This window comes from Rhodanobacter sp. B05, from assembly GCF_002001085.1.
Classification (GTDB): Bacteria; Pseudomonadota; Gammaproteobacteria; order Xanthomonadales; family Rhodanobacteraceae; genus Rhodanobacter.
Map to the genome: position 1 here is coordinate 430490 of NZ_MUNU01000015.1, position 24673 is coordinate 455162.

The following is a 24673-nucleotide window of genomic DNA, read 5'->3' on the forward strand; positions in this document are numbered from 1 at the left end:
GATCAGCGTAGCCCTTCCCGCAACCGCTCGCGCAAGCCGCCCTGGCGCCGGATCGGTCGGTGCAGGGCTGCGCGCAGCGATGCCTCGCTGCACCACAGTTCGGCCCGCTGGCGGGCGCGCGAAACGCCGGTGTAGACCAGTTCGCGACAGAGCAGTCGGTTGTCCGCATCCGGCGGCAGCACCACGGCGACGTCGTGGTATTCCGAACCCTGGCTGCGGTGGATGGTGATGGCCCAGGCCGTTTCGTGGGCGGGCAGGGCGCGTGGCGAGTAGCTGCGCAGGCCGCTGTTGCCGTCGCGGTCACTGACCTCGAACCACACGCGCAGGCCTTGCGCACCTTGCAATGCGATGCCGACGTCGCCGTTGAACAGGCCGCGGGCGTAGTCGTTTCGGGTCACGATCACCGGACGGCCGTGGTACCAGGCCTGGCGAGGGTCGAGTTCGAAGCGGGCAGCGAGTCGACGCGTGAACAAGGCGTTGATGCCCTGCGCACCGAACGGGCCATCGCGCAGCGCGCACAGGATCTGGCCTTGGCGCAGTTGCGACAATGCCTGCGCTGCTTCGGCGCCGGGCTTGAACAGTGGCTGCAGCACGGCGGCGTGATCCGCGATCCACTGGTCGACGCAGCGCTGCAGTTGCCGCGGGTCGGCACAATCGCGCCATCGCAGCTCGCCATCGGCGCGTTCGCCAAGCAGGCGGTCGAGCCAGGCCGGGTCAGGCGCATCGCGCAGCGCGTCGATGCCGTGCTGCAGGCCGCTGCCGGCACGCCAGCTGTGGAACAGGGTGATCACCTGGCCCGCCAGTGGCGGGTTGTCCTCGCCAGTTGCTGGCGCCTGTGGCAGTAACGGCGCGAGCCGGCTGGCCAGCGCCGGCGGCATCAGGTTGCCCGGCGCACCGGCGACGATATCGGCCAGTACCGAGCCGGCGTCGACCGAAGCGAGCTGGCCAGGATCGCCGAGCAGGATCAGCACGGTTTCGGGGCGCAGCGCATCGAGCAGCTGCCGCATCATCGCCAGGTCCACCATCGAGGCTTCGTCGACCACCACGATGTCGGCCGCCAGCGGATGCCGTGCGTCGTGGCCAAAGCCGTTGTCGCGTGGCTGGTAACCGAGCAGGCGATGCAGCGTGCGCGCATCGGCATGCGGAATGTGTTGCAGCAGGGCAGAGAAATCCGCCACGCCCTGCAACTCCGCCTTGCCGCGGGCGATTGCCTGGGCCAGTCGCTGCGCGGCCTTGCCGGTGGGTGCGGCCAGCGCGATCGACGGTTGCGCGGGCAGGCCGCAGGCTTCGGCGTGACGCAGCAGCATCAGCAGCATGCGCACCACGGTGGTGGTCTTGCCGGTGCCCGGGCCGCCGGTGAGCACGAACAGGCGCGCGCCCGGCACGGCGGCCACGGCGGCCCGTTGCCAGGTCGTCGGGCCCGCCGGCATGCCGGCGAACAGTGCATCGAGATCGGCAACCAGCATGTTGGTGGAAATCGGAAGGCGCCGATCCGCACAGCGTTGCAGGATCGCCGTGGCCAGGCTCGCCTCGTGTTGCCAGTTGCGCCACAGGTAGAAGCGCTGCCGCGCGTCCAGCACGAATGGCGCGAACGTCGAGCCGTCGCCGACCCAGGCGTGCCGGCGCAGCGCATCCAGGGCGTCGACGTCGAAGCCGGGATCGGCCCCGGGGTCGTCCAGCGAGGCGCAGGCGTGACCGTGGCCTTCGGCCCGGCTGGCCGCACGCACCGCGGCAGCCAGCAGCGCCGATCCGGTGCGGACGTGCACCCAATGCGCCAGTTGCTGGTCGATGGCCCGTTCGTCGGAGCCGGCGAAAACTGCGGGATGCACGTTCATGCGGCAGCCTCCTGCATGCCGGCGAAGGCGTCATCGAGCGCCTCGACCAGGCCGGGTGGCCATTGCTTGCGCCACACGCCGAGGCCCGCGTCGAGGCCGAGCGCGCGCACGAACAGATAGCGACTGTCGCCAAGATGGCATTCAGCCGTATAGCCGTCCATACGCTGACGCAGGTAGCGATGCAGGGCGACGGTGTAGATCAATGCCTGCAGCGGGTAGTGATGTTCGACCATCGCCGCGTCCAGCGCGGTGCCACGGTAGTCGTCGAGACGTGGGCCGAGCCAGTTGGTCTTGTAGTCGAGCACGTGGAAGCGGCCCTCCCACGTCAGGATCAGGTCGGCAAAGCCGGTGAGCATGCCGTTGAGGGTTGCCGTGTCCAGGCTGGACGGAATCGCCTCGCCGCAGCCGTGGGCGATGCAGAGCGAGCGCAACCGCGCCAGCGAAACCTGCTGCACGGGGAACTGGAATTCGAACTCGACGATGCGCTGGTCCGGGGCGAGGTCGCCCAGGCGCAGCCCGTCACCCAGATCGGCCTGGCGTGCGCGGTCCACCATCCGGCCGACCCGCTCCAGCGCCTCGTCCGCTTCCATCGCGTCGCTGCGCAGCGCCTGGGCGGTGAGCTCGTGGCGCAACAACTGGCGCTGGTCGGGCCACAACGGACCGGGCCGGGCCAGTTCGAACAGCTTGTGCACGGCATCGCCGAAGCGCGGGCCGCGCAGCGGGTACAGCGCGAGCAGGCGCGCGTCTTCGATCGCCACCTCGACGTCGGGCGGTGGTTGTTCCTGTGTGGGTTCGTCGATGTCGTCGCTGATGTCCACGGTGGCGGCCGCCGCGGCATAGCGGCTCAGTCCGCTGAAGCTGTGCAGCCACTGGAACGGGCGCGGGCGCGGCAAGGGTGCCTGCGTGGCGCGCGGGGAGGGGAGCTCGCCCGGCGATTGGTAGCTGATGCCTTCGTGGGCAAACGGTGGTGCAGTGCGGATGCCACCGAGCTTTGATGCGAGTGCATCGAGCGAGGATTCGTCGTTGGCAAGTTCGAGGCTGCGCTGGGCCTGGACGATCAGCAGGTCGATGGCGGCGCGGTTCCATGCCTGGTCGTCGTTGTCCGGCAGCGGGCCGCGATCTACCCAGTACACATGCAGGCCGTGCACGGCACGGGTCATCGCCACGTAGAGCAGGCGCAGACGCTCCTGCAGATCCTCATGGAAGTGCCGGCCGCGATGGGCGGTGAAATCCGTCGAACCGAGGTCGATGCAACGATGGCCGGTCGCGTCGTGATAGCGCAGCAGCTCGGGCGCGTATTTCCCGTCGCTGGTGCGGATGCGCCAGGCCAGCGGCAGGAACACGATCGGGAATTCCAGTCCCTTGCTGGCGTGGATGGTCAGCAGCTGGACGCGCCGCGCATCGCTTTCGATGCGCAACTGGCGTTCGTCGGCGGCTTCGATATCGCCATCGCTGCCCTCCAGGCGCATCTCGCGCAGCCACGCATGCAGGCCGTCGAGGCCTTGCTGCATGCTTTCCTGTTCGGCCAGCAGCTCGCCCAGATGGCGCAGATCGGTAAGCAGGCGCTCGCCTTCGGGCAGCGCCAGCAGCGCGGTGGCTCGTGCAGCCAGCACGGCTTCGATCAGTGCCAGCACGCCGCGTTGGCGCACCAGCGCGCGCCAGGCCTCGAAGCGTTCCAGTTGCTGTTCGAACGCGTCGGGATGTTCCTGCCAGTCGGTGAATTGTGCCAGCGTGACGCCGAGCAGGCGGGTCGCGAGCGCACCGCGAACGGCCTGGTCGTCGTCCGGATGCAGGACAGCGGACAGCAGCAGTTCCAGCTCGGCGGCCAGCCCACCTGAAAAAATGTTGCCGCGCCCGCTGCCGACGCAGGGAACGCCGCGAGCCACCAGACGCTCGCGCAAGGCCACGATTTGCGGATTGGTCGACAGCAGGACGGCGATATCGCCGGGGCCAACGCGCGCGCCGGCGATCTCCTGGTGCGGATCGTTCAGCAGTTCGGCGATGCGATTGGCGCAATCGTCCAGCGCCAGCGATTCCAGTTCGCCCAGCGCCTTCAGCGGATTGCCGTGCCGGTCCGTGGCGCCGCCGCGGAATGGGTGGAGCACCAGGGGTTGCATCACGGCGCGATGGTCGACGGTGTACGGCTTCTCGTCGGCCTTGCCGGCCGGCGTGACTGGCTGGTAGCGAATCTGCGGGTGTTCGAAGCCGCCATCGACATGGCCGTACCAGGCGTTCAGTGCGCTGACCAGCGCGCGGCTGGAACGATGGTTGGTGCCCAGCGAGTAGCGATGGTCGGCCTGTTCGGCGGCGCGCAGGTAGGCGGCGATGTCGCCGCCGCGGAAGCTGTAGATGGCCTGCTTCGGGTCGCCGATCATCACCAGGCTGCCGCGCCCGCGATAGATGCGATCGAAGATCGCGAACTGGCGCTGATCGGTGTCCTGGAACTCGTCGATCAGCGCGACCGGAAACGCGTCGAACAGGCGATTGGCCAGCGTGTCGCTTGCCTTTGCACCGCACAGGCGTTCGTGCACCGTATCGATCAGCATCGAGAAGGTGAGTACATGGCGCTGGCGCGCGCGTCGCGGGATTTCCTCGCGACAGAAACGGGCGGCATCGGCGAGCACGGCGCCGCGAGTGAAGACGTCGCGCAGGCCGAGCAGCGGGCGCAGTGTCTGCAAGGCAAGGATCAATGGATGGGTGGAGAGTTCGCCCGTGTGCGCAGTTGATTCCTGGGCAGCGAGTTTTTCGGGTTCGAAGACCTCGGACAGCGACGTGGCCAGTTGCGCCTCGTCGTCCTCGCGCAAGGCCGTGACGATTTCCGACAGTCGGCTGCGCAGGGCGGCATTGCTGCGCTTGTACAGCGCGGCGTCGTCGACCAGTCGCTGCAGTCCGGCGACGTTTTCCGGCAACTTCAATGTCGCAACTTGCCGCTCAAGCTCGACCAGCCCGCCCGACTCGATCCGCGCATCGGTGTTGTTGCCGAGACCGCCCAGATCGCGCAGCAGGCCTTCCGGGCCGTCTTTCAGCAGCAGCTCGGCTTCGCGCGGATCGACCGCGCCGGCGAGGTAGCGGCGGCGCCAGAAGTCCTCCACGCATTCGCGCTGCAACTGCGATTCGTCGAACAGCTTGTCGCTGGCGAAGGTGGCGCCGCTCTCCAGCGGGTAGTCGCGCTGGATGCGCTGGCAGAACGCGTGGATGGTCGATACCGGGGCGCGATCGAGGTCGGTGCGCGCCAGCTGGATCCGGCGCAGGGCCTGCCGCGTCTGTTCCTCGTTGGTGCACAACGCGGCGAGCCAGGCCTGCAGCGGGTCGTCGCTGACCGCGTCGAGCGCACCGGATTCGAGCAGGTGTTCGGCTTCGACCAGACGCCGGCGCAGACGCTCGCGCAGTTCCTGCGCAGCGGCGTCGGTGAACGTGGCCACCAGGATCTTCTCCACCGGCAAATCACGTTCGAGCAGCAGGCGCAGATAGATCACCCCGATGTTCCAGGTCTTGCCGGTGCCGGCACTGGCTTCGATCAGGATGCGTCCGTCCAGGGGCATCCGGCGCCAGTCGAGGATGGGCAGGGTGGTGGCCGTCATGGGGTGTCCGTCGACTCGGGTTTCAGCAGGGTTTCATGCATGGGGTCGAGCACATGGCAGATGGTTTCGGTGGCGGCGACGAAGGCGTGGTGGGCGCTGCTGGCGGGGTCGAACAGATCCAGTCCGCGGGTCAGCAAGGCCGCATAGCCCGGTGCGTAGTCGCGTTCGCCCATCTGGTTGTGGCCGTCGCCTTCCCACGCCGACCTGGCCTTTTGCAGGCGATCGTCCGGCCTGGCAAGCGCCCAGGCCAGCGCGGTTTTCGGAAAGAACAGCAGCGGCTGCTGTTCGCCACGGCGGCATGCCTCGATCAGGCTGCGCAGGCCGTGCCGCAGTTGTTCTTCCGGCTGCGCATGGATGACTTCCAGCAAGCCGGCGCGGCGCACCGGCTGGGTTCTGGTGCCCGGTTCGAGATAGTCGCCCTGCACGATGCCAGGCTGGCTCAGCTGCAGCGCGGCCCAATCGATGTGGTAGTCGAGCAGGTCTTTCAGCCCGGCCATCCGCGCGGCTTGCACGTCGAACAGCAGCGGGGCGCCGGTGGCGCCGCGAAAGACCCGCTCCACGGTGCCGGTCAGACGCAGGCCGTCGCCGAGATCGAGGTCGATCGCCTGCGGCAGACGCTGCGCACGCTCGTCGGCAAACAGGCCGCGCGCGCCGTCGAGCAGGGGCTGCAGTTGATCGCGCAGATCGTCCCAGCTGCGTTCGCCGATGGCGCCGCCCGCGAGCATGCCCGAACGTGCCAGCCAGGCCGGCGGCTGTGTCGGGAACGTGCGGGTGCCGGCAGCGAGCGCCTCGAACAGCAACTGCCGGTCGATGCGCTCGATGCGGGCAAGACCGGTTTCCAGCGGCTCGCGATCGGGCCAGCCGGTGTCGTCGAGTGCCTGCAGGCTGATGCCGTGGCCGCGCAGCAGGGCGGCCCGGGTCGGGTCGCGCCAGAAGCGGCGCAGGCCGTCCAGCGAGATTTCGCCGGCGGCGGTGAAGGGTGTGGCGGCGTGGATGTCGAGGAAGTGTGGTTGGGCCCGACTGGACGGCGTGGCCACGAACGCGGGGTCGTAGGAGAACAACCGCGGATCATGCCGTGGCTGACCCGCGGCATCGCGTTCGTAGTAGCGCGCATCGAACGGCTGCAGCGGATGGCGGACCAGCCAGGGCCGATCAGCCTGGTCGTCACCGGCGATGCCGTGTTGCTCGTCGAGGAACTGCAGCAACTCGGCCAGCGGTGCGGCGGGGTTGCGTGGCTTGCCGTCGCGCACGCCTTCGCCGATGTAGCTGACATGCAGCACCTCGCGCGCTGACATCAGCGCCTCGAGGAACAGATAGCGATCCTCGTTGCGCGTGTCGCGATCGCCGTGGCGCGGCTGGCTGAGGATGCGATTGATGCCGGCATCCTGGCCCGCGCGCGGAAACTCGCCCTCGTTCATGCCGAGCAGGCAGACCACCTGAAACGGAATCGAACGCTGTGGCACCAGCCCGCAGAACGTCACCCCGCCGAGCAGGAAGGGCTGCCGTTCCGGCACCGCGCCGAGTGCGCCGAGCAAGGCTTCGCGCACCACGCCCCACGGCAGGGTCGCGACCAGGCCGGTCTCCGCGGCCTGGTTGCCGAGGTCGGCGACGAGTCGACGCAAGGCATCGAGTGCGTGGTTCTCCGCCTCGTCGCGCGGGTCGGCGAGGAACAGGGCATCGATCAACTGCAGCAGCCATTCGCTCCAGCCGGCCAGCGGACGCTCGCCGGCGAACGCGGCGCGTGCGCGGCGCAGCTCGCCGAGCAGGCGATCGAGCTGGCCCAGCGCCTCAATTGCGCCGCCGGAAACGCCCTTGAGCGGCAGGATGTCGTCGAGCAGTCGATCCCCGCCATCGTCGCCGACGATCAGGCCGGCATACATGCGGTCGAGGCCGAACTGCCAGCTGTTCGCGTCGATGGCTTCGGCGCCGGCCTCGGCCTTCATCGTCGCGTCGAGCCCCCACGCGACCCGGGCGCGACGCAGCCAGGATTCCAGCGCATCGCGGGCAGCGTCGTCGATCGCGAAGCGGCGCGCCAGCGCGGGCACGTCGAGCAGGTCGAGCACTTCGCTGACCGTGAAGCGGCTCTCGGCCAGGTCCAGCACCTGGGCGAATGCGCCCAGCAGCGGATGCATGCGCGCCATGCCGACATCGGCCAGGTGCCAGGGGATGTGTGCGGGCTCATCGCGATACTTTGCCGGTTCGCCGAAGACCGCGGCCAGGTAGGGAGCGTAGGCACTGATGTCCGGCGCCATCACCACAATGTCGCGATGCTGCAGGTCGGGATCGTCGGCGAGGCAACGCAGCAGGGCGTTCTTCAGCACTTCCAGTTCGCGCAAGCGCGTGTGGCAGGCGTGTACACGCAGGCTGCCGTCATGACGCAGTGCCGGCAGCAGGCCCCGCAATGTGTCGCGGTCGATCGATCGTGCGCGGATCGGCGCGCCGACGAGATCCGGCTGCAGGCAGCGGATGCTGGACTGCAGCGCAGCCAGCAACGTATCGGCATCGGCCGACGGCTCCGCCTCGTCCAGCGGGTCGCGCAATTCGATCGCATCGCAGGCGTCCAGGGTGATGCAGAAGTCCTGCGCGATGCGGCCCAGCGCCACCAGCAGCGGATGGCCGATCTCGTAGTACAGCGCCTCCGGGTCGCCGGCCTGCTTCAGCTGGAAGCGACGGCTGCGCAAGTCCGACCAGTATTCGCGGCAGGGGTCGGGGAAGTACAGGTGCACCGGCGTGCGCTGCGCGGTGACTTGCAGGGCCTGCAGCACGTCCGGTGGCAGGTGGCTGACGCCGAACACGTGCAGGGGTGTGGGCGACGGATCGGGTTCGGCGGCCAGCGCATCGAGCAGGGCGGCGCTGCGCCGCGCCCGGTGCGGTCGCTGGATGCCGGCCTGCAGTTGCCGCCACAGCGCGGCCTGCCAGTCAGGACCGTGTGCGCCCGGCTGTTCCCAGGCGAGGATCCAGTCCGGTCGATAGAGCAGGTACTGGGTGTAGACGCCGGCCAGGTGCTCGGCCAGCTGGAAACGCCGGCGCGCGGCGTCGTCGCCGGCAAGATAGGCAGCGACTTCGGTGGATTTCAGTGCGGGCAGCGCCTGCAGCAGACGCCAGCGCAACAGCTCATGCCGGTAGGCGCCGCCGACCAGCGCCTCGTCGCCGAGCACGCGGCGGGCGCTGCGCTCGAACCACTGCCACGGCAGGATCATGTCGTAGTTGGCGGCGATGCCGTGTGCGCCGCCCGCGCCGCGTCGCTGCGCAAACCGACCCAGCAGCCAGCGCTGCAGCCCCGGGTGCGCAACGACCACGGTCTGCGCGACGAGTGGATTGGCCGGCCGCTGCGCTTCCAGTTGCCGGGCCAGTTCATCCGCCAGCCGCTCGGTGCGGCTGCCGCGATGGACGATCAGCTGGCCCGGGTTGTCGAGGGTCGGTGGCGGCACGGCGGAATCCGCAGACATCAGGAGCCACAGCATAGCGAGCTGCGGTCGCACCACCCGAGATTTGTTCTTCACGGGTGAGCAAGTTCTGTCGATCCGCGCGAGGCCCGTTCGTCGACTGGACAGGACCGGTGCGCACTCCGGCTCCCCGCACACAAGCACCAGGAGGCACGACGATGCGATGCATGGTGATAGTCAAGGCCACCGCCGATTCCGAGGCTGGCGTGATGCCTGGCGAGGAACTGCTGGCCGCGATGGGCAAGTTCAACGAGGAGCTGGTCAAGGCCGGCGTGATGCTGGCGGGCGAGGGACTCGCGCCCAGCGCGAAGGGTGCGCGGGTGCGGTTTTCCGGCAGCCAGCGCCAAGTGGTCGACGGGCCGTTCGCCGAGACCAAGGAGCTGATCGCCGGTTTCTGGCTGTGGCAGGTGCGATCGCTGGACGAGGCGATCGCCTGGGTCAGGCGTTGCCCGAACCCGATGGCGGGCGAGTCGGTCATCGAGATTCGCCCGGTATTCGAGGCAGAGGACTTCGGCGAGGTGTTCACCCCGGAGCTGCGCGAGCAGGAAGAGCGGCTGCGCGCGCAGTTGGAAGGCAAGCGCTGAAGGCTTCCGGTATCGGTGGCCGCGGCGTCAGATGGTGCCGTAGCGAGCGACCGGCGCCTTCCGGCGGCAGGACAGGTCTTGCGTCGGCGTGGAGCGGGTGGTGTGATCGGGCGTCATGAGCGTGACCGACACCCATCGCACCATCGACGCCGTCTGGCGGATCGAATCGGCCCGGCTGATCGCCGGCCTCGCGCGGATGCTGCGCGATGTCGGACTGGCCGAGGAACTGGCCCAGGATGCGCTGGTGATCGCACTGGAGCAATGGCCGCAAACCGGCGTGCCGGACAACCCCGGTGCCTGGCTGATGACCACGGCCAAGCGCCGCGCGATCGACCGGCTGCGCCGCAACAAGCTGCTCGAACGCAAGCATGTGCAGCTGATGCATGAACTCGAGCATGAGCGTGAATCCGCCGAATCCGCTGCGGAGATGGCCTTGGACGATCCGTTTGGCGACGACCTGCTGCGGCTGATCTTCACTGCCTGCCATCCCCTGCTGTCGATGGAGGCGCGGGTGGCGCTGACCCTGCGCCTGCTCGGCGGCCTGACCACGGACGAGATCGCGCGGGCCTTCCTGGTGCCCGAACCGACCATCGCCCAGCGCATCGTGCGCGCCAAGCGCAGCCTGGCCAAGTCCGCGGTGGCCTATGAGGTGCCGCGCGGCGACGAACTGGTCGAGCGTCTGTCCGCGGTGCTCGGGGTGATCTACCTGATCTTCAACGAGGGCTACGCCGCCACGGCCGGCGACGACTGGATGCGCCCGAGCCTGTGCGAGGATGCGCTGCGCCTGGGTCGGGTCCTGGTCGGCCTGATGCCGCGCGAGCCCGAGGTGCATGGCCTGGTGGCGCTGATGGAAATCCAGGCCTCGCGCGCCCGGGCACGCACGGACGCTCGCGGCAATCCGGTGCTGTTGCTCGATCAGGATCGGACGGTGTGGGATCGCCTGCTGATCGGACGCGGACTGGCCGCCCTCGAACAGGCGCGCAGGCTGGGTGGCGAACTCGGTTCGTATGCCTTGCAGGCGGCGGTCGCGGCCTGCCACGCGCGTGCGCCGACCGCAGCGGACACGGACTGGGCGCGCATCGCCGCGTTGTATGCGGTGCTGGCGCGGGTGATGCCGTCGCCGATCGTGGAGCTCAATCGTGCGGTGGCGGTCAGCATGGCGAACGGTGCGGCGGAAGGACTGGTACTGGTCGATGCGCTGGCCGACGAACCGAGCCTGCAGCGTTACCACCTGCTTCCGGCGGTGCGCGGCGACCTGCTGGCCAGGCTGGGTCGCGCGACAGAGGCGCGCGAGGAGTTCGAAAGGGCGGCCGCGCTGACGCAGAACCGGCGCGAGCGTAAACTGATGCGTGAGCGTGCGCGCGCCTGTGACCGCACCTGAGCGCGCTCCGGGTGGTTGGCCCCGACCTACCCAAGTTTGACCGAAAAGGCCTCGATTCCGTCGGCCGGCGCTTGACCGCGTGGGGCGGCGGGGCGCCAGAAGGCCGCGCTGCAAGGGTTTGCGGTGGCCATGGCCAATTGGCCTGATGCTTGCTAGGAAGGTCTTCCGAGACCTGCCGTGGGCGGGTCCGGAACCTTGCCTGACCCCAGCAATCCGGACGTGATCCGTCCGCCAGCTGCCGGGCGGATTTTCAGGTTGCCGGGTTTGGGTGTTATGAGCAAGGATTTGACATGGGGATGGAGGGGCATGACCGGCGGCATGGCGAACTTCGCGAACGCTTCTACCAGAGCGTGGCGGAGACGCTGACCCTGCTGCACCCGTCCGCCGGCTACGACCGGAAGCAGGCCTTGCTTGAAGTTGCTTCGACCCTGGTCAGCACCATGGATCTTCCGCTGGTGTGGATCGGGCGACGCGAGCTTGGCCAGTCCATGCTCGATATCGTTGCGGCCGGCCCCGCGGCGGCCTACGGATTGTCGCTGCGGATCAGCGACGATCCGCGTGAACCGGGTGGGCGCGGCCCGGTGAGCCTGGCCTTGCGCGAGGGCCGCCCGCGGCTGGCCTCGGTTGACGACCCCGAATATGCGTCCCTGCGCCAGGCGGCCCGGAGTCACGGGCTCGATTCGATCATCGTGGCGGCGTCCGGGACCGCCGACGGCGGGCAACTGGCGCTGGCGGCCTATTCGCACGAAGGCGGTCCGGCGCTCACCGACGAGTTGCTCGACTGGGCCCAGCGGCTGGCCGACGAAATGGCCCGGTTCTGGGACGACCAGGCGCAGCTTGAACGCAACCTGCGCCTGAGCCATTACCGGGATGCCCACCGTACGATCCAGCGTGCGCTGCTCGATCATCCCGAACCCGCCACCATCTATCTGACCCTGGCCACGATCCTGGTGGACGTCGCGGCGGCGGCGGCCGTGGTGGTCTACGTTCCCACCGGCGAAACCTTGCGGCGGGCGGTGGTAGTGGGTTCGATTGCCGATGCCATCGAAGGCATGCCCGAACCACCGACGCACGCCGACGGCCCTTCGATCCTCACCCCCACGCTGGCTTACATGGAAGGCGCACCGATCGTGCGTTTGCGACCCTCGATGCATCCCGATGTGTCACCGGCCTGGCGCAGCGCACCGCTGGCGGAGATGGCCGCGATCGGATGCTGGCCGATCTTTTCGGCGTCGACGGGTGAACCGGAAGTCGAGCGCCGGGCCGCGGCGGTGCTGCTGCTGGCCACCGCGGAGATCGATGCGTTCGATGCCGACATGCGCCGTCTGCTCGACGAGATCGCCGACACCGTCGGCCTGGCGCTGCGTCAGCACGGCAATCGCCAGGCCTTGTTCCAGGAACAGGAGCGCCAGACCTATCTGGCCTTGCACGATGCGCTGACGGATCTCCCCAACCGCCGTGCGCTGGATTATCACCTTGAGCGTGCGCTGGCCCGGGCCGCGCGGCATCAGCGCATGGTCGCCGTGGGCATGCTCGATCTGGACGACCTCAAGCCGATCAACGATCAGCATGGGCACGCGGCCGGCGATCGCGTGCTGATCGAAGTGGCGCGACGCCTGCATGCTTCGCTGCGCTCCGAGGATTCGGTGGCGCGCCTGGGCGGCGACGAATTCGTGCTGGTGTTCGAGGATCTGGCCAGCGAGGACGATCTCGCCGTGCTGCTGGACAGGTTGCGGCAATCGTTGCAGCAGCCGATCGTGCTCGGCGAGTCCAGCATCGACATCACGGTCAGCCTCGGTGTGGCGTTGTATCCGACGCATGCCCAGGCCAGCGGCGAGCAACTGCTGCGACTTGCCGATCAGGCGATGTACCAGGTCAAGGCACACAAGCAACAGCGTTCCCGCTGGTGGGGACTGGCGCAGAACGGGGGCGACGCGGGGGTCGTGCCTGAGGAGGATGCCGCCGTGGCCACGCCGCACGGCGAACACGCCGCGGCGCTGCTGCGACCGTGCGTCGAGGCGTGGCAGGCGCAATTGCCCGCCGTGGTGGAGCGCTTTTACGGCGCGCTGCGACTGCACCCCGGTATCGCCGGGCTGCTCGCCCACTTTCCGCCGTACGCGCTGGATACCTTCAGGGCGCGCCTGTCGCATCAGTTGCACACCTTGCTCTACCCCGATCTCGATCTGGAGGCCCAGCGCGCCGCTGCGGTCAAGTCCGGCGTCTGCGTATCGGCTTGCGGGCTGGAGCCGGCGTGGTTGCCGGAGGCGATCGAGCTGCTGCGCGAGGTCCTCGCCAGCACCCTGGGCCAGGGCGCGCGGGCGAATCGACAGGCGCTGGCGATCGTGCTGCAGCGACTGGGCATGGAACTGCAATGGCAACTGGAGAGCATGCGCGACCTGCAACGTCGCCGCGGCGCGATCCTCGCCAGGATCCAGGCCATGGCCTGGTCGGCGGACCACTATCTGCAATTGCTTGAAGGCGTGGTGACGGCGCTGGCTGCGCATGAGGAAGTCATCGTCTGTGCCGCCGGCCGCCCGGACCCCTCGGGCGAAATGATCCAGGAACTGGTGGCCGGTGCGGTTCCCGCCGAATACCTGCGCATCACCAATCGTGGCGCGGCACCGCCGGTCCAGCTCGACCGGGCCGCGCCACAGGACGACGAGCCGATTCTTCGCGCCTGGCATTCGGCGGGCATCGAGCGATGCGCCCACTACGGCAGCGACCCGACGATGGCCCCGTGGCGTGATGCCGCCATGCGTCATGGCGTCGTTTCGCATGTCGCGATCGCGCTGTGCCTGCCGCCGCGCACGCCGGTGGCGATACTCGCCCTGTACAGCCCGTTTGCAGGCGGATTCCAGAGCGAGGACCAGCGCTCGTTCGTCGACCAGATCAAGGCGGTGCTGGAGCTTGCCCTGATACGCCTGGCGCCGCGGCGCCAGCTCGCCGCACTGCTGCCGGCGTTCGTGCGCGAGCGTTGGCGCGCCGTTCTCGCCGACGGCGCGCTGCGGATGCACTATCAGCCGATGGTCAGGCTGGCCGACCGCGAGGTTGCCGGGTTCGAGGCACTGGCGCGATTGCGCGATGACCTGGGCAGCCTGCAGCTACCCGGCAACTTCCTGCCGGCGCTCGGCGCCAGCGGCCTGATGCGATTGTTTCGCGATGGCATCATCCAGGCGGTGGCGTGCCGGCAGTCGCTGTCGCGGACCGGTCTGGCGCTGGGCATGTCGGTCAACGTGCCGGTGGCCGCGCTGCGCGACGCCCGTTATGCGCGGACGGTGGAGACCATTTTGCAGGCCAGCGGCTGTCCGGTCGGATCGCTGCGCTTTGAAGCGCTCGACTCGACCGGAGGAGTCGGCTGCTGGGGTTTGCTGGCGGAAACCGGCGTGCAGTCGCTCAAGTCGTTGGATATCCATTCGTTCGAGGACGACGTGGCGCTCGGTCGCAGTCTGGTGGCCCGCCTGTGCCAGTCGCCGTTCGATCGCATCAAGATCGACCAGGCGATCATCGCCCAGGTCAGGCACGACCCGTTGGGTGTCCTGCGCCTGATCCGCCAGCTTGTCCGCGCCAGCCATGCGCTGGGCCTGGAGGTCGTCGTCGAAGGCCTGGAATCGCCGGGCATGATCGAGGCGGCGTCAATCCTGGGTGCGGATTTCGGCCAGGGTTTTGCGCTGGCCCACCCGATGCCGCCGGAGGCGCTGCCGGATTGGCTGGCCGGCTTCAAGTCGGTCGTACGCAGCACGTTCCCGCTCAGCGCGCTTGGCGCCCTGGCGGGCGCGCTGCGTTGGGAGGAACGCTTCGTCGAACTGTTCGACGAACCCCATTCCCGCGAGCGCCATGTAAAAGCCGGTGGCAGCGCGGCGGAGTACCTGCGCGGCGTGGACGATGTCTCCACGGCCCTGCGTACCAGTCACGACGCGATGCTGAAGGCAGCGGCGAACGGACCGTTCGATCCGGACTATGGCCTGCGGCGTGACCGGTTCCTCTCCCTGCTGGTCGAGCGCGCGCTTTCGGAGGAGCATCGCCACGGGCATCAGGGAACCGATATCGCCTGAAACACGTATCGGTGGGGGATCGAGCCTTCGAGGCCGCCGGTGACGATGGACCGCACCGGATTCCGCCGAGCTTTTGCTTGATCACGGAGCGGATTCGGGGGAGGCTGGTCGTCCGGCCAGCGGCGGCGATCGACGCGGACAGGCAACGGGATCGGGGCGACCAGCAGGGCGGCTGCGGGGATGCCGGAAAACTCCACGGTTTGCGAGGGGCGGCTGGGGAAGGCGATGTCGAATCGACAGCAGATGCCGGGTGAGCTGCGCGAACGTTTCTATCGAAGCGTGGCGGAAACCTTGAGCTTGCTGCGGACGGCACCTGGTGACGACCGTCGGCAGACCCTGCTTGAGGTAAGCCGCATTCTCGCGAGCACGATGGATCTGCCGCTGGTATGGATCGGGCGGCGTGCGCCTGGCCTTGCCGGGGTGGATGTGCTGGCCGCGGCAGGTTCTGCCGAAGCCTACGCATCGACGTTGCGATTGAGTAACGACGAACGCGAGCCGGGCGGCCGCGGGCCGGTGGGTATCGTGCTGCGCGAGGGGCGTGCCCGGGCGATGCCGGTGGCTGCCCCGGAATTCGCGTCCTGGCGGGAAGCCGCGGGCCGCCATGGCTTCGGCGCCTGCATCGTGGCGGCATCGCGGACGCGCGATAACGGCCAGCTGGTGCTGGCGACCTATTCCCGCGACGGCGGCCCGGCGCTGGGCGAGGAGTTGCTCGACTGGGCGCAGCGTCTGGTCGACGAATTGAGCCGGTTCTGGGATCACCAGATCCTGCTCGGGCGCAGTCTCCGGATGAGTCGATACCGCAAGGCCCAGCGCACGATCCAGCGGGCCCTGCTCGAGCAGCCCGATCCGGAGGCGGTATTCCAGACCCTGGCGCGGGCGTTGGTCGATATCGCGGGTGCCGCCGCGGTCGACGTGTTCGCGGCGGATGGCGCGGACGGCATGCTGCGCCGGGTCGCCCTGATCGGCCCGATCGCCGACGTGATGCTCGGCTTGCCATCGCCTCCGCGGTACCACGAAGGGCCGGTGATTCCGGCGCCGACGGAAGCCTTCATGCAGGGGGCGCCGGTGATCCGGCGTCACCCGAGCGACACCGCTGCGCCCGGCAGCATGTGGCGCAGCGAGTCGCTGGAGCATGCCGGTGCGGTGGGTTGCTGGCCGCTGTTTGATGCACCGGCAGGTGTAGCCGAGGTGCCGCGGGTCCCGGTCGGGGTGTTCGGCGTGGTGACCGTCGAAGCGGATGCCTTCGACGACGAGATGTGTCGCTTGCTGGACGAGATCGCCGATGCCGCCGGCCTAGCTTTGCGACAGCACGTGCAGCGCCATGCCTTGTTGCAGGAACAGGAGCGGCAGACCTGGCTGGCCTCGCACGACGACCTCACCGACCTTCCCAATCGTCGCGCGCTGGATCGTCATCTGGACAAGGTGCTGGCGCATGCGCGGCGTCGCGGGCAACGGTTTGCCGTGGGCCTGCTCGACCTGGACGACCTGAAACCGATCAACGACAGCCATGGCCACGCGGTGGGCGATCGCATCCTGGTCGAGGTGGCGGATCGCTTGCGGCAGATGCTGCGTGAAGGCGACTACGTCGCACGGCTGGGCGGCGACGAATTCGTGCTGGTGATAATGGATCTCGAACGCGAGTCGGATCTCGACGATTTGCTGGAGCGGATCGGCGCTTCGCTGATGCAACCGATGACGATCGACGGCATCGTGCTCTCGGTCGGCGCCAGCCTCGGCATTGCGCTGTATTCCAGCGACGCGCACGCCAGCGGCGAGCAATTGTTGCGTCGGGCCGATCAGGCCATGTACCAGGTGAAGTCGCGCAAGCTGGGCCGTGCGCGCTGGTGGGCGGTGGCGCGATCCGATGGCGAGGTCGAGGCAACGGCCGACTTCGACGCCGGCGTGGCGCCCTATGGCGAGGCGGCTGCGCTCTTGCTGGACGCATGTCGTCAGGCGTGGGTGCCGAAGCTGCCGGCGATCGTGCAGAGCTATTGCGCCGCCCTGCTCGGGCACGAGGGTATCGGCAGCCTGCTGGGTGTGTTGCCGTCGGTGGAGTTCGGTGCGTTGAAGGGTCACATGCTGCGGCACCTGCAGCATCTGCTGAGGGCGGATCTCGATCTGGCGAGTCATCGCGAAAGGGCAATCCGGAACGGCCTGTTCCACGCCGCCTGCGGGCTCGAAGAGGTGTGGCTGCTGGAGGCAGTCGAGCAGTTGCGCGACAATCTGGCCGCGATGCTGGTCGGGCTGGGTCACGGTGATCGCCGCGCGCTGGCGGTGGTGCTGCAACGGCTGAGCGCGGAACGGCAATGGCAACTGGAAAGCATGCGCCAACTCCAGCGTCTTCGGGTGGCGCTGCTGGCCCGGCTCAACGCGTTGGCGTGGTCGGCCGAAGGCTATCTGGAGCTGATTCAAGGTGCGGTCGATATCCTGGTGTCGCATCAGGAGATCAGTGCCTGCGCCGTGGGGCGCCCCGACGCATCGGGCGAGCTGGCCTACGAGGCCGTGGCCGGGGTGGCCTTTGCCGAATACCTGCGCGCGCTGGGCGCCGGCAAAGCCTCGCCGATCCGGGTCGATGCGGGCTACCCGGAGGGCGAGGGGCCGAGTGGACGCGCGTGGCGCACGGCGACGATTCAGCGCTGTGCGCACTATGGCAGCGACCCCACGATGACGCATTGGCGCGATATCGCGTTGCGCCTGGGTGTGGTCTCCAACATCGCCATTCCGTTGTGCCCGTCACTGTCCAAACCGGCCGTCGTGCTGACGCTTTACAGCCCGTATGCAGGCGGGTTTCACAGCGAGGATCAGCAGGCGTTCGTGGAACAGATCAAGACCGTGCTCGACCTGGCCCTGGCGCGATTGGCGCCGCCGCGACAGGGCGCCGAACTGCTGCCGTTCTTCGTGCGCGAACGCTGGCGCGCGATGATCGCCACCGCGGCGTTGCAGATGCACTACCAGCCGCTGATCCGGCTCGCCGATGGCCGGATCACCGAGCTGGAGGCCTTGGCGCGCCTGCGTGACGAAAACGGGGAGTTGCTGGCGCCGGCCCGGTTCCTGCCGGCGTTGAGCGCCGATGATCTGATCGTGTTGTTCCGCCAGGGCCTGACGCTGGCCGCCGCCTGCCGCGAATCGCTGCGACAGGCGGGGCACACGCTGGACATGTCGGTGAATGCGCCGGCGGCGGCGCTGGAGGATCCGCGCTACGCGGAGGTTGCCGCGGCGGTGATCGCGAACAGCGGTTGTCCGCCGCAGGCCCTGCTGTTCGAGATACTGGAATCGCCGATCGGCACCGAGCACGCTGCCCTGCTGGAAGAGCCCGGCATGCAGTCACTCAAGGCGCTTGGCGTGCGACTGGTCGAGGACGACCTGGGTGCCGGTTACAGTTCGCTGATCCGTCTGCGCCAATGGCCGTTCGACCGCATAAAGATCGACCACGAGATCGTCACCCAGGTACGGCAGGATCCGCTGGGCACCTTGCGCTTCATCCGTCAGCTGATCCGGATCGGGCACGATCTGCGACTCGAGGTGGTGGTCGAGGGGCTGGAGTCGCCCGGCCTGATCGAGGCGGCCACGATCCTGGGCGCCGACTTCGGCCAGGGCTACGCGCTGGCGCGCCCGATGCCGGTCGAGGCATTGCCCGACTGGCTGGCGAACCATCAATATCATGGCTCACGAGCCGTGCCGAAGACCGCGTTGGGCGCCCTTGCCGGCGAGTTGCGCTGGGAAGAGCAATTCATTGCCTTGCCGGCGGATTCGGTGTTCTGGGCCAGGCATGCGCAGCCGAATTGCGGCCCGGGCGAATACCTGCATCGCGAAGAACGCGCCCCCGCATGCGCTGCCATGCACGAGACGATGCACGCTGCAGCCATGGCCGGTCCGTCCGATCCGCTCTATCGCCAGGAACGCCATGCGTTTCTGGCGCTGCTGACCGAGCACGTGCTGGGCGAGGAGCGGGCCTGATCGTTCGCGAGAATGATGCCCTTTGTCGTTGAATCCAGTGGTGGGCGGTACAAGGATCGAACTCGTGACACCTGCCGTGTGAAGTGCCCGTTGCTACACGCACGCTGCGCTTTTCATGGCGTCCGAACGACGAAACCGGCCGCGGGGGCCGGTTTCAGTATCGATTGGTGGGCGGTACAAGGATCGTTGTGTGACAGCGGCCGTGTGAAGTGCCCGTTGCTACACGCACGCTGCGCTTTTCATGGCATCCGAACGACGAAACCGGCCGCGGGGGCCGGTTTCAGTATCGATTGGTGGGCGGTACAAGGATCGAACTTGTGACACCTGCCGTGTGAAGGCAGTGCTCTACCGCTGAGCTAACCGCCCGCCGTGGTGAGCGGGCGATTTTAGTGGGGAGATGCACGGCGGGTCAATGCCTGCTGACCCCGGGTATCAGGGTCGGCTCGATCCGCGGGGTGCGGCACGCTTGCTAGACTTGCCGTTTACCCCAGCCCAGACATGCCACCATGGATTTCCTCAGCAGCCAGATCGCCCATATCCTCCACGCGCTGCAACAGTTCGAGTTGACGCCGTGGAAGATGGTGGGCTTTGCCGGCACCTTGATGTTCACCAGCCGCTGGTTCGTGCAGCTGTACTACACGCGCAAATACAAGCGCGTGGTGATGCCGTTGTCCTTCTGGTGGCTGTCGGTTTTCGGCAGCTTCCTGTTGCTGGCCTACTTCGTGTTCGGCAAGAACGACTCGGTCGGCATCCTCTCCAATTTCTTCCCGGTCTTCGTGTCGGTCTACAACCTGATCGTGCACCTGCGCCACCAGAAAAACAGCATCACCGGCGACGCCACCACTTGATGGCGCATGGTGTGCGTGGTCATTGCGGCTCGTAGTCCAGGTTGGAAGAGAGCCAACGCTCGGCCTCGGCCAGCGTCCAGCCCTTGCGCTTCGCGTAGTCCTCGACCTGGTCCTTGCCGAGTCGGCCGACGACGAAGTACTGGCTGTCCGGGTGCGAGTAATACCAGCCGGAGACGGCGGCGGCGGGGTACATCGAGAAGCCTTCGGTGAGTTCGATCCCGGTGTTCTTCGTGACATCGAGCAGCTTGAACAGCGTGGCCTTCTCGGTGTGCTCGGGGCAGGCCGGATAGCCGGGGGCCGGTCGGATACCACGGTACTTCTCGGCGATCAGCGCGTCGTTGTCGAGTGATTCGTCCGGCACGAAGCCCCAGAATTCCTTGCGCATGCGTTCGTGCATGTGTTCAGCGAACGCTTCGGCGAGGCGGTCGGCCAGGGCCTTGAGGATGATCGAGGAGTAGTCGTCATAGTCGGCCTGGAAGCGGGCCAGATGTTCCTCGATGCCGAGACCGGCGGTGACGGCGAAGCCGCCGATCCAGTCGGGCTTGTTGAACTCCTTCGGCGTGATGAAATCGGCGAGGCACAGGTTCGGGCGCTCGGGCGGCTTGTCGGCCTGCTGGCGCAGGCTGCACAGCGTGGCCAGCAGTTTCCCCTCTCCCTTCGGCGACCCAGAGGGAGTCCCCTTGTGGGTGAGAGGGTGCCCCGAAGGGGTGGGTGAGGGTACGGGCGGAGCGAAGTGCTGCGCTCCGCCCGTACCCTCATCCGCCCTTTGGGCACCTTCTCCCGGAGGGAGAAGGGAATACACCTCGACATCGTCGCCGACATTGGCAGCTGGCCACAGGCCGATCACGGCGCGGGCGGTGAGCCACTTCTCGGCAATGATCTTGTCCATCATCGCCTGGGCGTCGCGGAACAGTTCGCTGGCCTGCGGGCCGACCACTTCGTCGGTGAGGATGGCGGGGTAGTGGCCGGCCAGTTCCCACGCCTGGAAGAACGGCGTCCAGTCGATGTACTGGCGAATCACGGCCAGGTCGTAGTCGGCGAACACGGTGACGCCGGGCCGGTTCGGCTGCGGCGGTTCGTAGTTGGCCCAGTCGCAGCGGAAGCGCTGCTCGCGCGCCTTTTCCAGCGACACCAGTTTCTTGCCGGGGCCGCGGTTGCGGTGGCGTTCGCGCACGTCGGCGTATTCGAGGCGGATTTTTTCGAGGAAGTCCTTGACCAGATCCTTGCTGACCAGCGACTGCGCCACGCCGACGGCGCGCGAGGCGTCCTTCACCCAAACGGTGCCGGCCTTGTAGTGCGGCTCGATCTTCAGCGCGGTGTGCGCCCGCGAGGTGGTCGCGCCACCGATCAGCAGCGGGATGTGGAAATCCTGCCGCTGCATTTCCTTCGCGACCTGGCCCATTTCCTCCAGCGACGGGGTGATCAGGCCGGACAGGCCGATCATGTCGGCCTTCTCGGCGATCGCGGTTTCCAGGATCTTCTGCGCCGGCACCATCACGCCCAGATCGATCACCTCGAAGTTGTTGCAGCGGAGCACCACGGCGACGATGTTCTTGCCGATGTCGTGCACGTCGCCCTTGACCGTGGCCATCACGATCTTGCCGTTGTTCTTGCCGGTGTCGCCGGTGCGCAGTTTCTCCGCCTCGATGTAGGGCAGCAGGTAGGCCACCGCCTTCTTCATCACGCGGGCGGACTTCACCACCTGTGGCAGGAACATCTTGCCGGCGCCGAACAGGTCGCCGACCACGTTCATGCCGTCCATCAGCGGGCCTTCGATCACGTCGAGCGGACGCGTGGACATCTGTCGCGCTTCCTCGGTGTCCTCGACCACGTACTGGTCGATGCCGTGCACCAGCGCGTGGCTGAGACGCGCGCGCACGTCCTTCTCGCGCCAGGCCAGGGTCTCGACCTCGGCGGCGCCGCGCTTGCCCTTGTAGTTGTCGGCGATCTCCAGCAGGCGTTCGGTGGCGTCTTCGCGGCGATTCAGCACCACGTCCTCGACGCGTTCGCGCAGCGGCGGATCGATATCGTCCATGATCGCCAGCGCGCCGGCGTTGACGATGCCCATGTCCATGCCGGCCTTGATCGCGTGGTACAGGAACACCGAGTGGATCGCCTCGCGCACGGTGTTGTTGCCGCGGAACGAGAACGACACGTTGGAGACGCCGCCGGAGATGTGGCAGTCGGGGAAGCGCTTTTTCAGCTCGCGTGCGGCGTTGATGAAGTCCACCGCGTAGTTGTTGTGTTCCTCGATGCCCGTGGCAATGGCGAAGATGTTCGGGTCGAAGATGATGTCTTCGGGCCGGAAGTCGAGTTGCGTCGTCAGCAGCTCGTAGGCACGCGCGCAGATCGACACCTTGCGTTCGCAGGTGTCGGCCTGGCCCTGCTCGTCGAACGCCATCACCACCGCCGCGGCGCCGTACTGCTGCACCTTGCGAGCCTGTTCGAGGAAGGCCGCCTCGCCTTCCTTCATCGAGATCGAGTTGACGATGCCCTTGCCCTGCAGGCAGCGCAGGCCCGCCTCGATCACCGTCCATTTCGACGAGTCGATCATGAACGGTACGCGGGCGATGTCCGGCTCGGACGAGATCAGGTTGACGAAGCGGGTCATCGCCGCCTCGGAATCGATCAGGCCCTCGTCCATGTTGATGTCGATGACCTGCGCGCCATTGGCGACCTGCTGACGGGCCACTTCGACCGCCTCGTCATAACGGTCTTCCTTGATCAGTTTCTTGAACTGCGCCGAGCCGGTGACGTTGGTGCGCTCGCCCACGTTGATGAACAGCAGGTCGGGCGTGATGACCAACGGTTCGAGGCCGGACAGGCGGGTGTGGCGGGCCATGTTATGCAGCCTCCGCTTGTGCGGATGGCAGGACGCGCGGGGCAAAGTCGCGTACCGCCTCGGCGATCGCCTTGATATGCGCGGGCGTGGTACCGCAACAGCCGCCGACCAGGTTCAGCAGGCCGTCGCGGGCGAAGCCGCCGATCACGTCGGCCATGTGCTCGGGCGTCTCGTCGTATTCGCCGAACGCATTTGGCAGGCCGGCGTTCGGATGGGTGCTGACGTACACCTCGGCGAGGTTCGCCAGGGTCTGGATGTGCGGACGCAGATCGTCCGCGCCAAGCGCGCAGTTGAAGCCCACTGACAGCGGTCGCGCATGGCGCACCGAATAATAGAACGCCTCGGCGGTCTGCCCCGACAGGGTGCGGCCGGAGCGGTCGGTGATGGTGCCGGAGATCATCACCGGCATCCGCGCACCACGCTGGTGGAACAGCTCGCTCAACGCGAACAGCGCAGCCTTCGCATTCAAGGTGTCGAAGATCGTCTCGACCATGATCACGTCGGCGCCGCCGTCGATCAGGCCGTTGGCGGATTCGGTGTAGTTCTCCGCCAGTTCCTCGAACGTGACATTGCGGAAACCCGGGTCGTTGACGTCCGGCGACAGCGAGGCGGTGCGGCTGGTCGGGCCGAGCACGCCGATCACGAAGCGCGGCTTTTCCGGTGTTTTCGCGGTCATCGCATCGCAGGCGGCACGGGCGAGTTTCGCGCCTTCGCGGTTCAACTCCTGTGCCAGATGCTGAAGCTTGTAGTCGGCCTGGCTGATCCGGGTCGAGTTGAAGGTGTTGGTCTCGACCAGGTCGGCGCCGGCTTCCAGATAGGCATCGTGCACGCCGCGAATGATCTGCGGCTGGGTCAGCGTGAGCAAGTCGTTGTTGCCGCGCAGGTCGCAGCCAGGGTGATCGTGGGCATGCGCGTGGCCGTCGTGGCCATGTTCGAAGCGTTCGCCGCGGAAGCCGCCTTCATCCAGCTCATGCGCCTGCAGCATGGTGCCCATGCCGCCGTCGAGGATAAGGATGCGTTGGCGCAGCGCCTGTTCGAGCAGGGCGACGCGGTCGGGGTGGAGCCAGGGCAGGGTGCTCATTGCAACTTCCTTTCACAAAAACTCAAATTCAGGCGGGCTTGCGCGCCAGCAGGCTGATCACTTCGAAATGCGGTGCCTTGCGTTCGCGGCTGAGGCGGTTGCAGCTCAATACCTCGAGGCCGGCGGCACGCGCGTGACCATCGAGTTGGGCGCTGCTGAAACCCAGGTTGCGATGGTCGAACGGTTCGACCGCAGCGCGGTGGTCGTGCTGCCCCAGGGTTACCGCCAGCAGGCGACCACCGGGGCGCAGTACGCGCGCCGCCTCGGCCACCGTCTGCGCGGGATGTTCGGCGTAGGTCAGCGCGTGCAGCATCAGCACCAGGTCGAATTGTTGCTTGCCCAGCTCAAGCGCGTGCATGTCGCCCTGGACGACCCGCACGTTGGAAAACGCCTTCAGGCGCCTGGTGGCAGCCTCGACCACGCGCTCGCTGGAGTCCACGCAGACGATGGAATGCGCATGCGGCGCCAGCAGCTCCGCGGTGATGCCGTCGCCGGAGGCGATATCCAGCACGTCGCCGGTTTCCAGCAGTTGCAGCAGCGAGCGCGCCAGCGTCTCCCAGGTTCGGCCAGGCGAGTAGTGGCGTTCCATGTCACCGGCCACGGTGTCGGCCCAGCCTTCCTCGCGGGCACGATGGGCGAGTACGCCAGGCAGGCGCGCGGCATCCTCGCGCAGCAGCGCGTCGTCGATGCTGGTGCGCAGCGAGTCGAGCAGGTCGTGTTGCGCCTGGTCGCCTTCGTTGTTGGCGCGGTAGTAGGCAGAGACGCCGGCACGGCGGTCGCGCACCAGGCCGGCCTCCTTCAGCTTGGCCAGGTGGGTCGACACGCGCGGCTGCGCCAGATGCAACACGGCCGCGAGCTCGGCCACGGTCAACTCCTCGCCTTCAAGCAGCGCCAGCAGCCGCACCCGGGTCGGGTCGGCCAGCAACCGGAGCACGCTGGAGGCGGTCGCCAGGTCCATCATTATCCTTGTATCGCGATATAAAGATGTACAGGCTAGGCGTCGTTTGCCAAGTCGTCAAGCGGTGCGATGGCGGTTGTCGGCACGGCACCCATGCGCAGTCGACCC

General features: G+C 67.6%; 11 protein-coding genes and 1 tRNA gene. 5 read left to right on the top strand and 7 right to left on the bottom strand.

All coding sequences use genetic code 11. The features are described 5' to 3' along the window. Positions 1 to 2: 2 nt before the first annotated feature. The 3 genes from recD to recC are packed head-to-tail and all read right to left on the bottom strand — an operon-like array spanning position 3 to position 8865. Positions 3 to 1835 (bottom strand): exodeoxyribonuclease V subunit alpha, encoded by a 1833-nt coding sequence (gene recD, locus B0E47_RS10655; RefSeq protein WP_077514210.1) that lies wholly within the window; start codon positions 1833 to 1835, stop codon positions 3 to 5. Further along, positions 1832 to 5416: a UvrD-helicase domain-containing protein gene (locus tag B0E47_RS10660; RefSeq protein ID WP_077514211.1), complete on the bottom strand. Its 3585-nt coding sequence runs from the start codon at positions 5414 to 5416 to the stop codon at positions 1832 to 1834. The genes recD and B0E47_RS10660 overlap by 4 nt, the downstream gene beginning before the upstream one ends. Continuing rightward, complete coding sequence (gene recC, locus B0E47_RS10665) at positions 5413 to 8865, bottom strand: exodeoxyribonuclease V subunit gamma (RefSeq protein WP_077514264.1); 3453 nt, start codon at positions 8863 to 8865, stop codon at positions 5413 to 5415. Before recC ends, B0E47_RS10660 begins: the two co-directional genes overlap by 4 nt. 155 nt (positions 8866 to 9020) lie before the next feature. Between recC and B0E47_RS10670 the strand changes: the two genes are divergently transcribed. From B0E47_RS10670 to B0E47_RS10685, 4 genes are all read left to right on the top strand, one after another. Further along, the gene (locus tag B0E47_RS10670; protein WP_077514212.1) at positions 9021 to 9446 is read left to right on the top strand and encodes a YciI family protein; all 426 of its coding nucleotides are present in this window, start codon (positions 9021 to 9023) and stop codon (positions 9444 to 9446) included. Positions 9447 to 9561: 115 nt separating this feature from the next. Continuing rightward, entirely contained in the window at positions 9562 to 10827 is a 1266-nt protein-coding gene (locus B0E47_RS10675; RefSeq protein ID WP_077514213.1) for an RNA polymerase sigma factor, read from the top strand. Positions 10828 to 11117: 290 nt separating this feature from the next. After that, positions 11118 to 14879, top strand: coding sequence for a diguanylate cyclase (locus B0E47_RS10680; protein WP_254422895.1), 3762 nt, complete (start codon positions 11118 to 11120; stop codon positions 14877 to 14879). 225 nt (positions 14880 to 15104) lie between these two features. Next, on the top strand, positions 15105 to 18836 hold the full coding sequence (locus tag B0E47_RS10685; protein WP_077514215.1) for an EAL domain-containing protein: 3732 nt from the start codon (positions 15105 to 15107) through the stop codon (positions 18834 to 18836). Between the two features lie 291 nt (positions 18837 to 19127). Here the strand turns inward: B0E47_RS10685 and B0E47_RS10690 are convergent. Further along, positions 19128 to 19202, bottom strand: a tRNA-Val gene (locus B0E47_RS10690). A gap of 140 nt (positions 19203 to 19342) precedes the next feature. Between B0E47_RS10690 and B0E47_RS10695 the strand changes: the two genes are divergently transcribed. Then, positions 19343 to 19684 carry a lipid-A-disaccharide synthase N-terminal domain-containing protein gene (locus B0E47_RS10695; protein ID WP_077514216.1) on the top strand — a complete coding sequence of 114 codons (342 nt, stop codon included), beginning with the start codon at positions 19343 to 19345 and terminating at the stop codon, positions 19682 to 19684. 19 nt (positions 19685 to 19703) lie between these two features. Here B0E47_RS10695 and B0E47_RS10700 read toward each other — a convergent pair whose 3' ends face one another. From B0E47_RS10700 to B0E47_RS10710, 3 genes are read right to left on the bottom strand one after another with little or no spacing between them, the layout of a single operon-like run. Continuing rightward, positions 19704 to 22526, bottom strand: coding sequence for a vitamin B12 dependent-methionine synthase activation domain-containing protein (locus B0E47_RS10700; RefSeq protein WP_084775372.1), 2823 nt, complete (start codon positions 22524 to 22526; stop codon positions 19704 to 19706). Between the two features lies 1 nt (position 22527). Continuing rightward, complete coding sequence (locus B0E47_RS10705; RefSeq protein ID WP_077514217.1) at positions 22528 to 23607, bottom strand: homocysteine S-methyltransferase family protein; 1080 nt, start codon at positions 23605 to 23607, stop codon at positions 22528 to 22530. A gap of 28 nt (positions 23608 to 23635) precedes the next feature. Beyond that, positions 23636 to 24565, bottom strand: coding sequence for a metalloregulator ArsR/SmtB family transcription factor (locus B0E47_RS10710; RefSeq protein WP_077514266.1), 930 nt, complete (start codon positions 24563 to 24565; stop codon positions 23636 to 23638). Between the last annotated feature and the right edge of the window lie 108 nt (positions 24566 to 24673).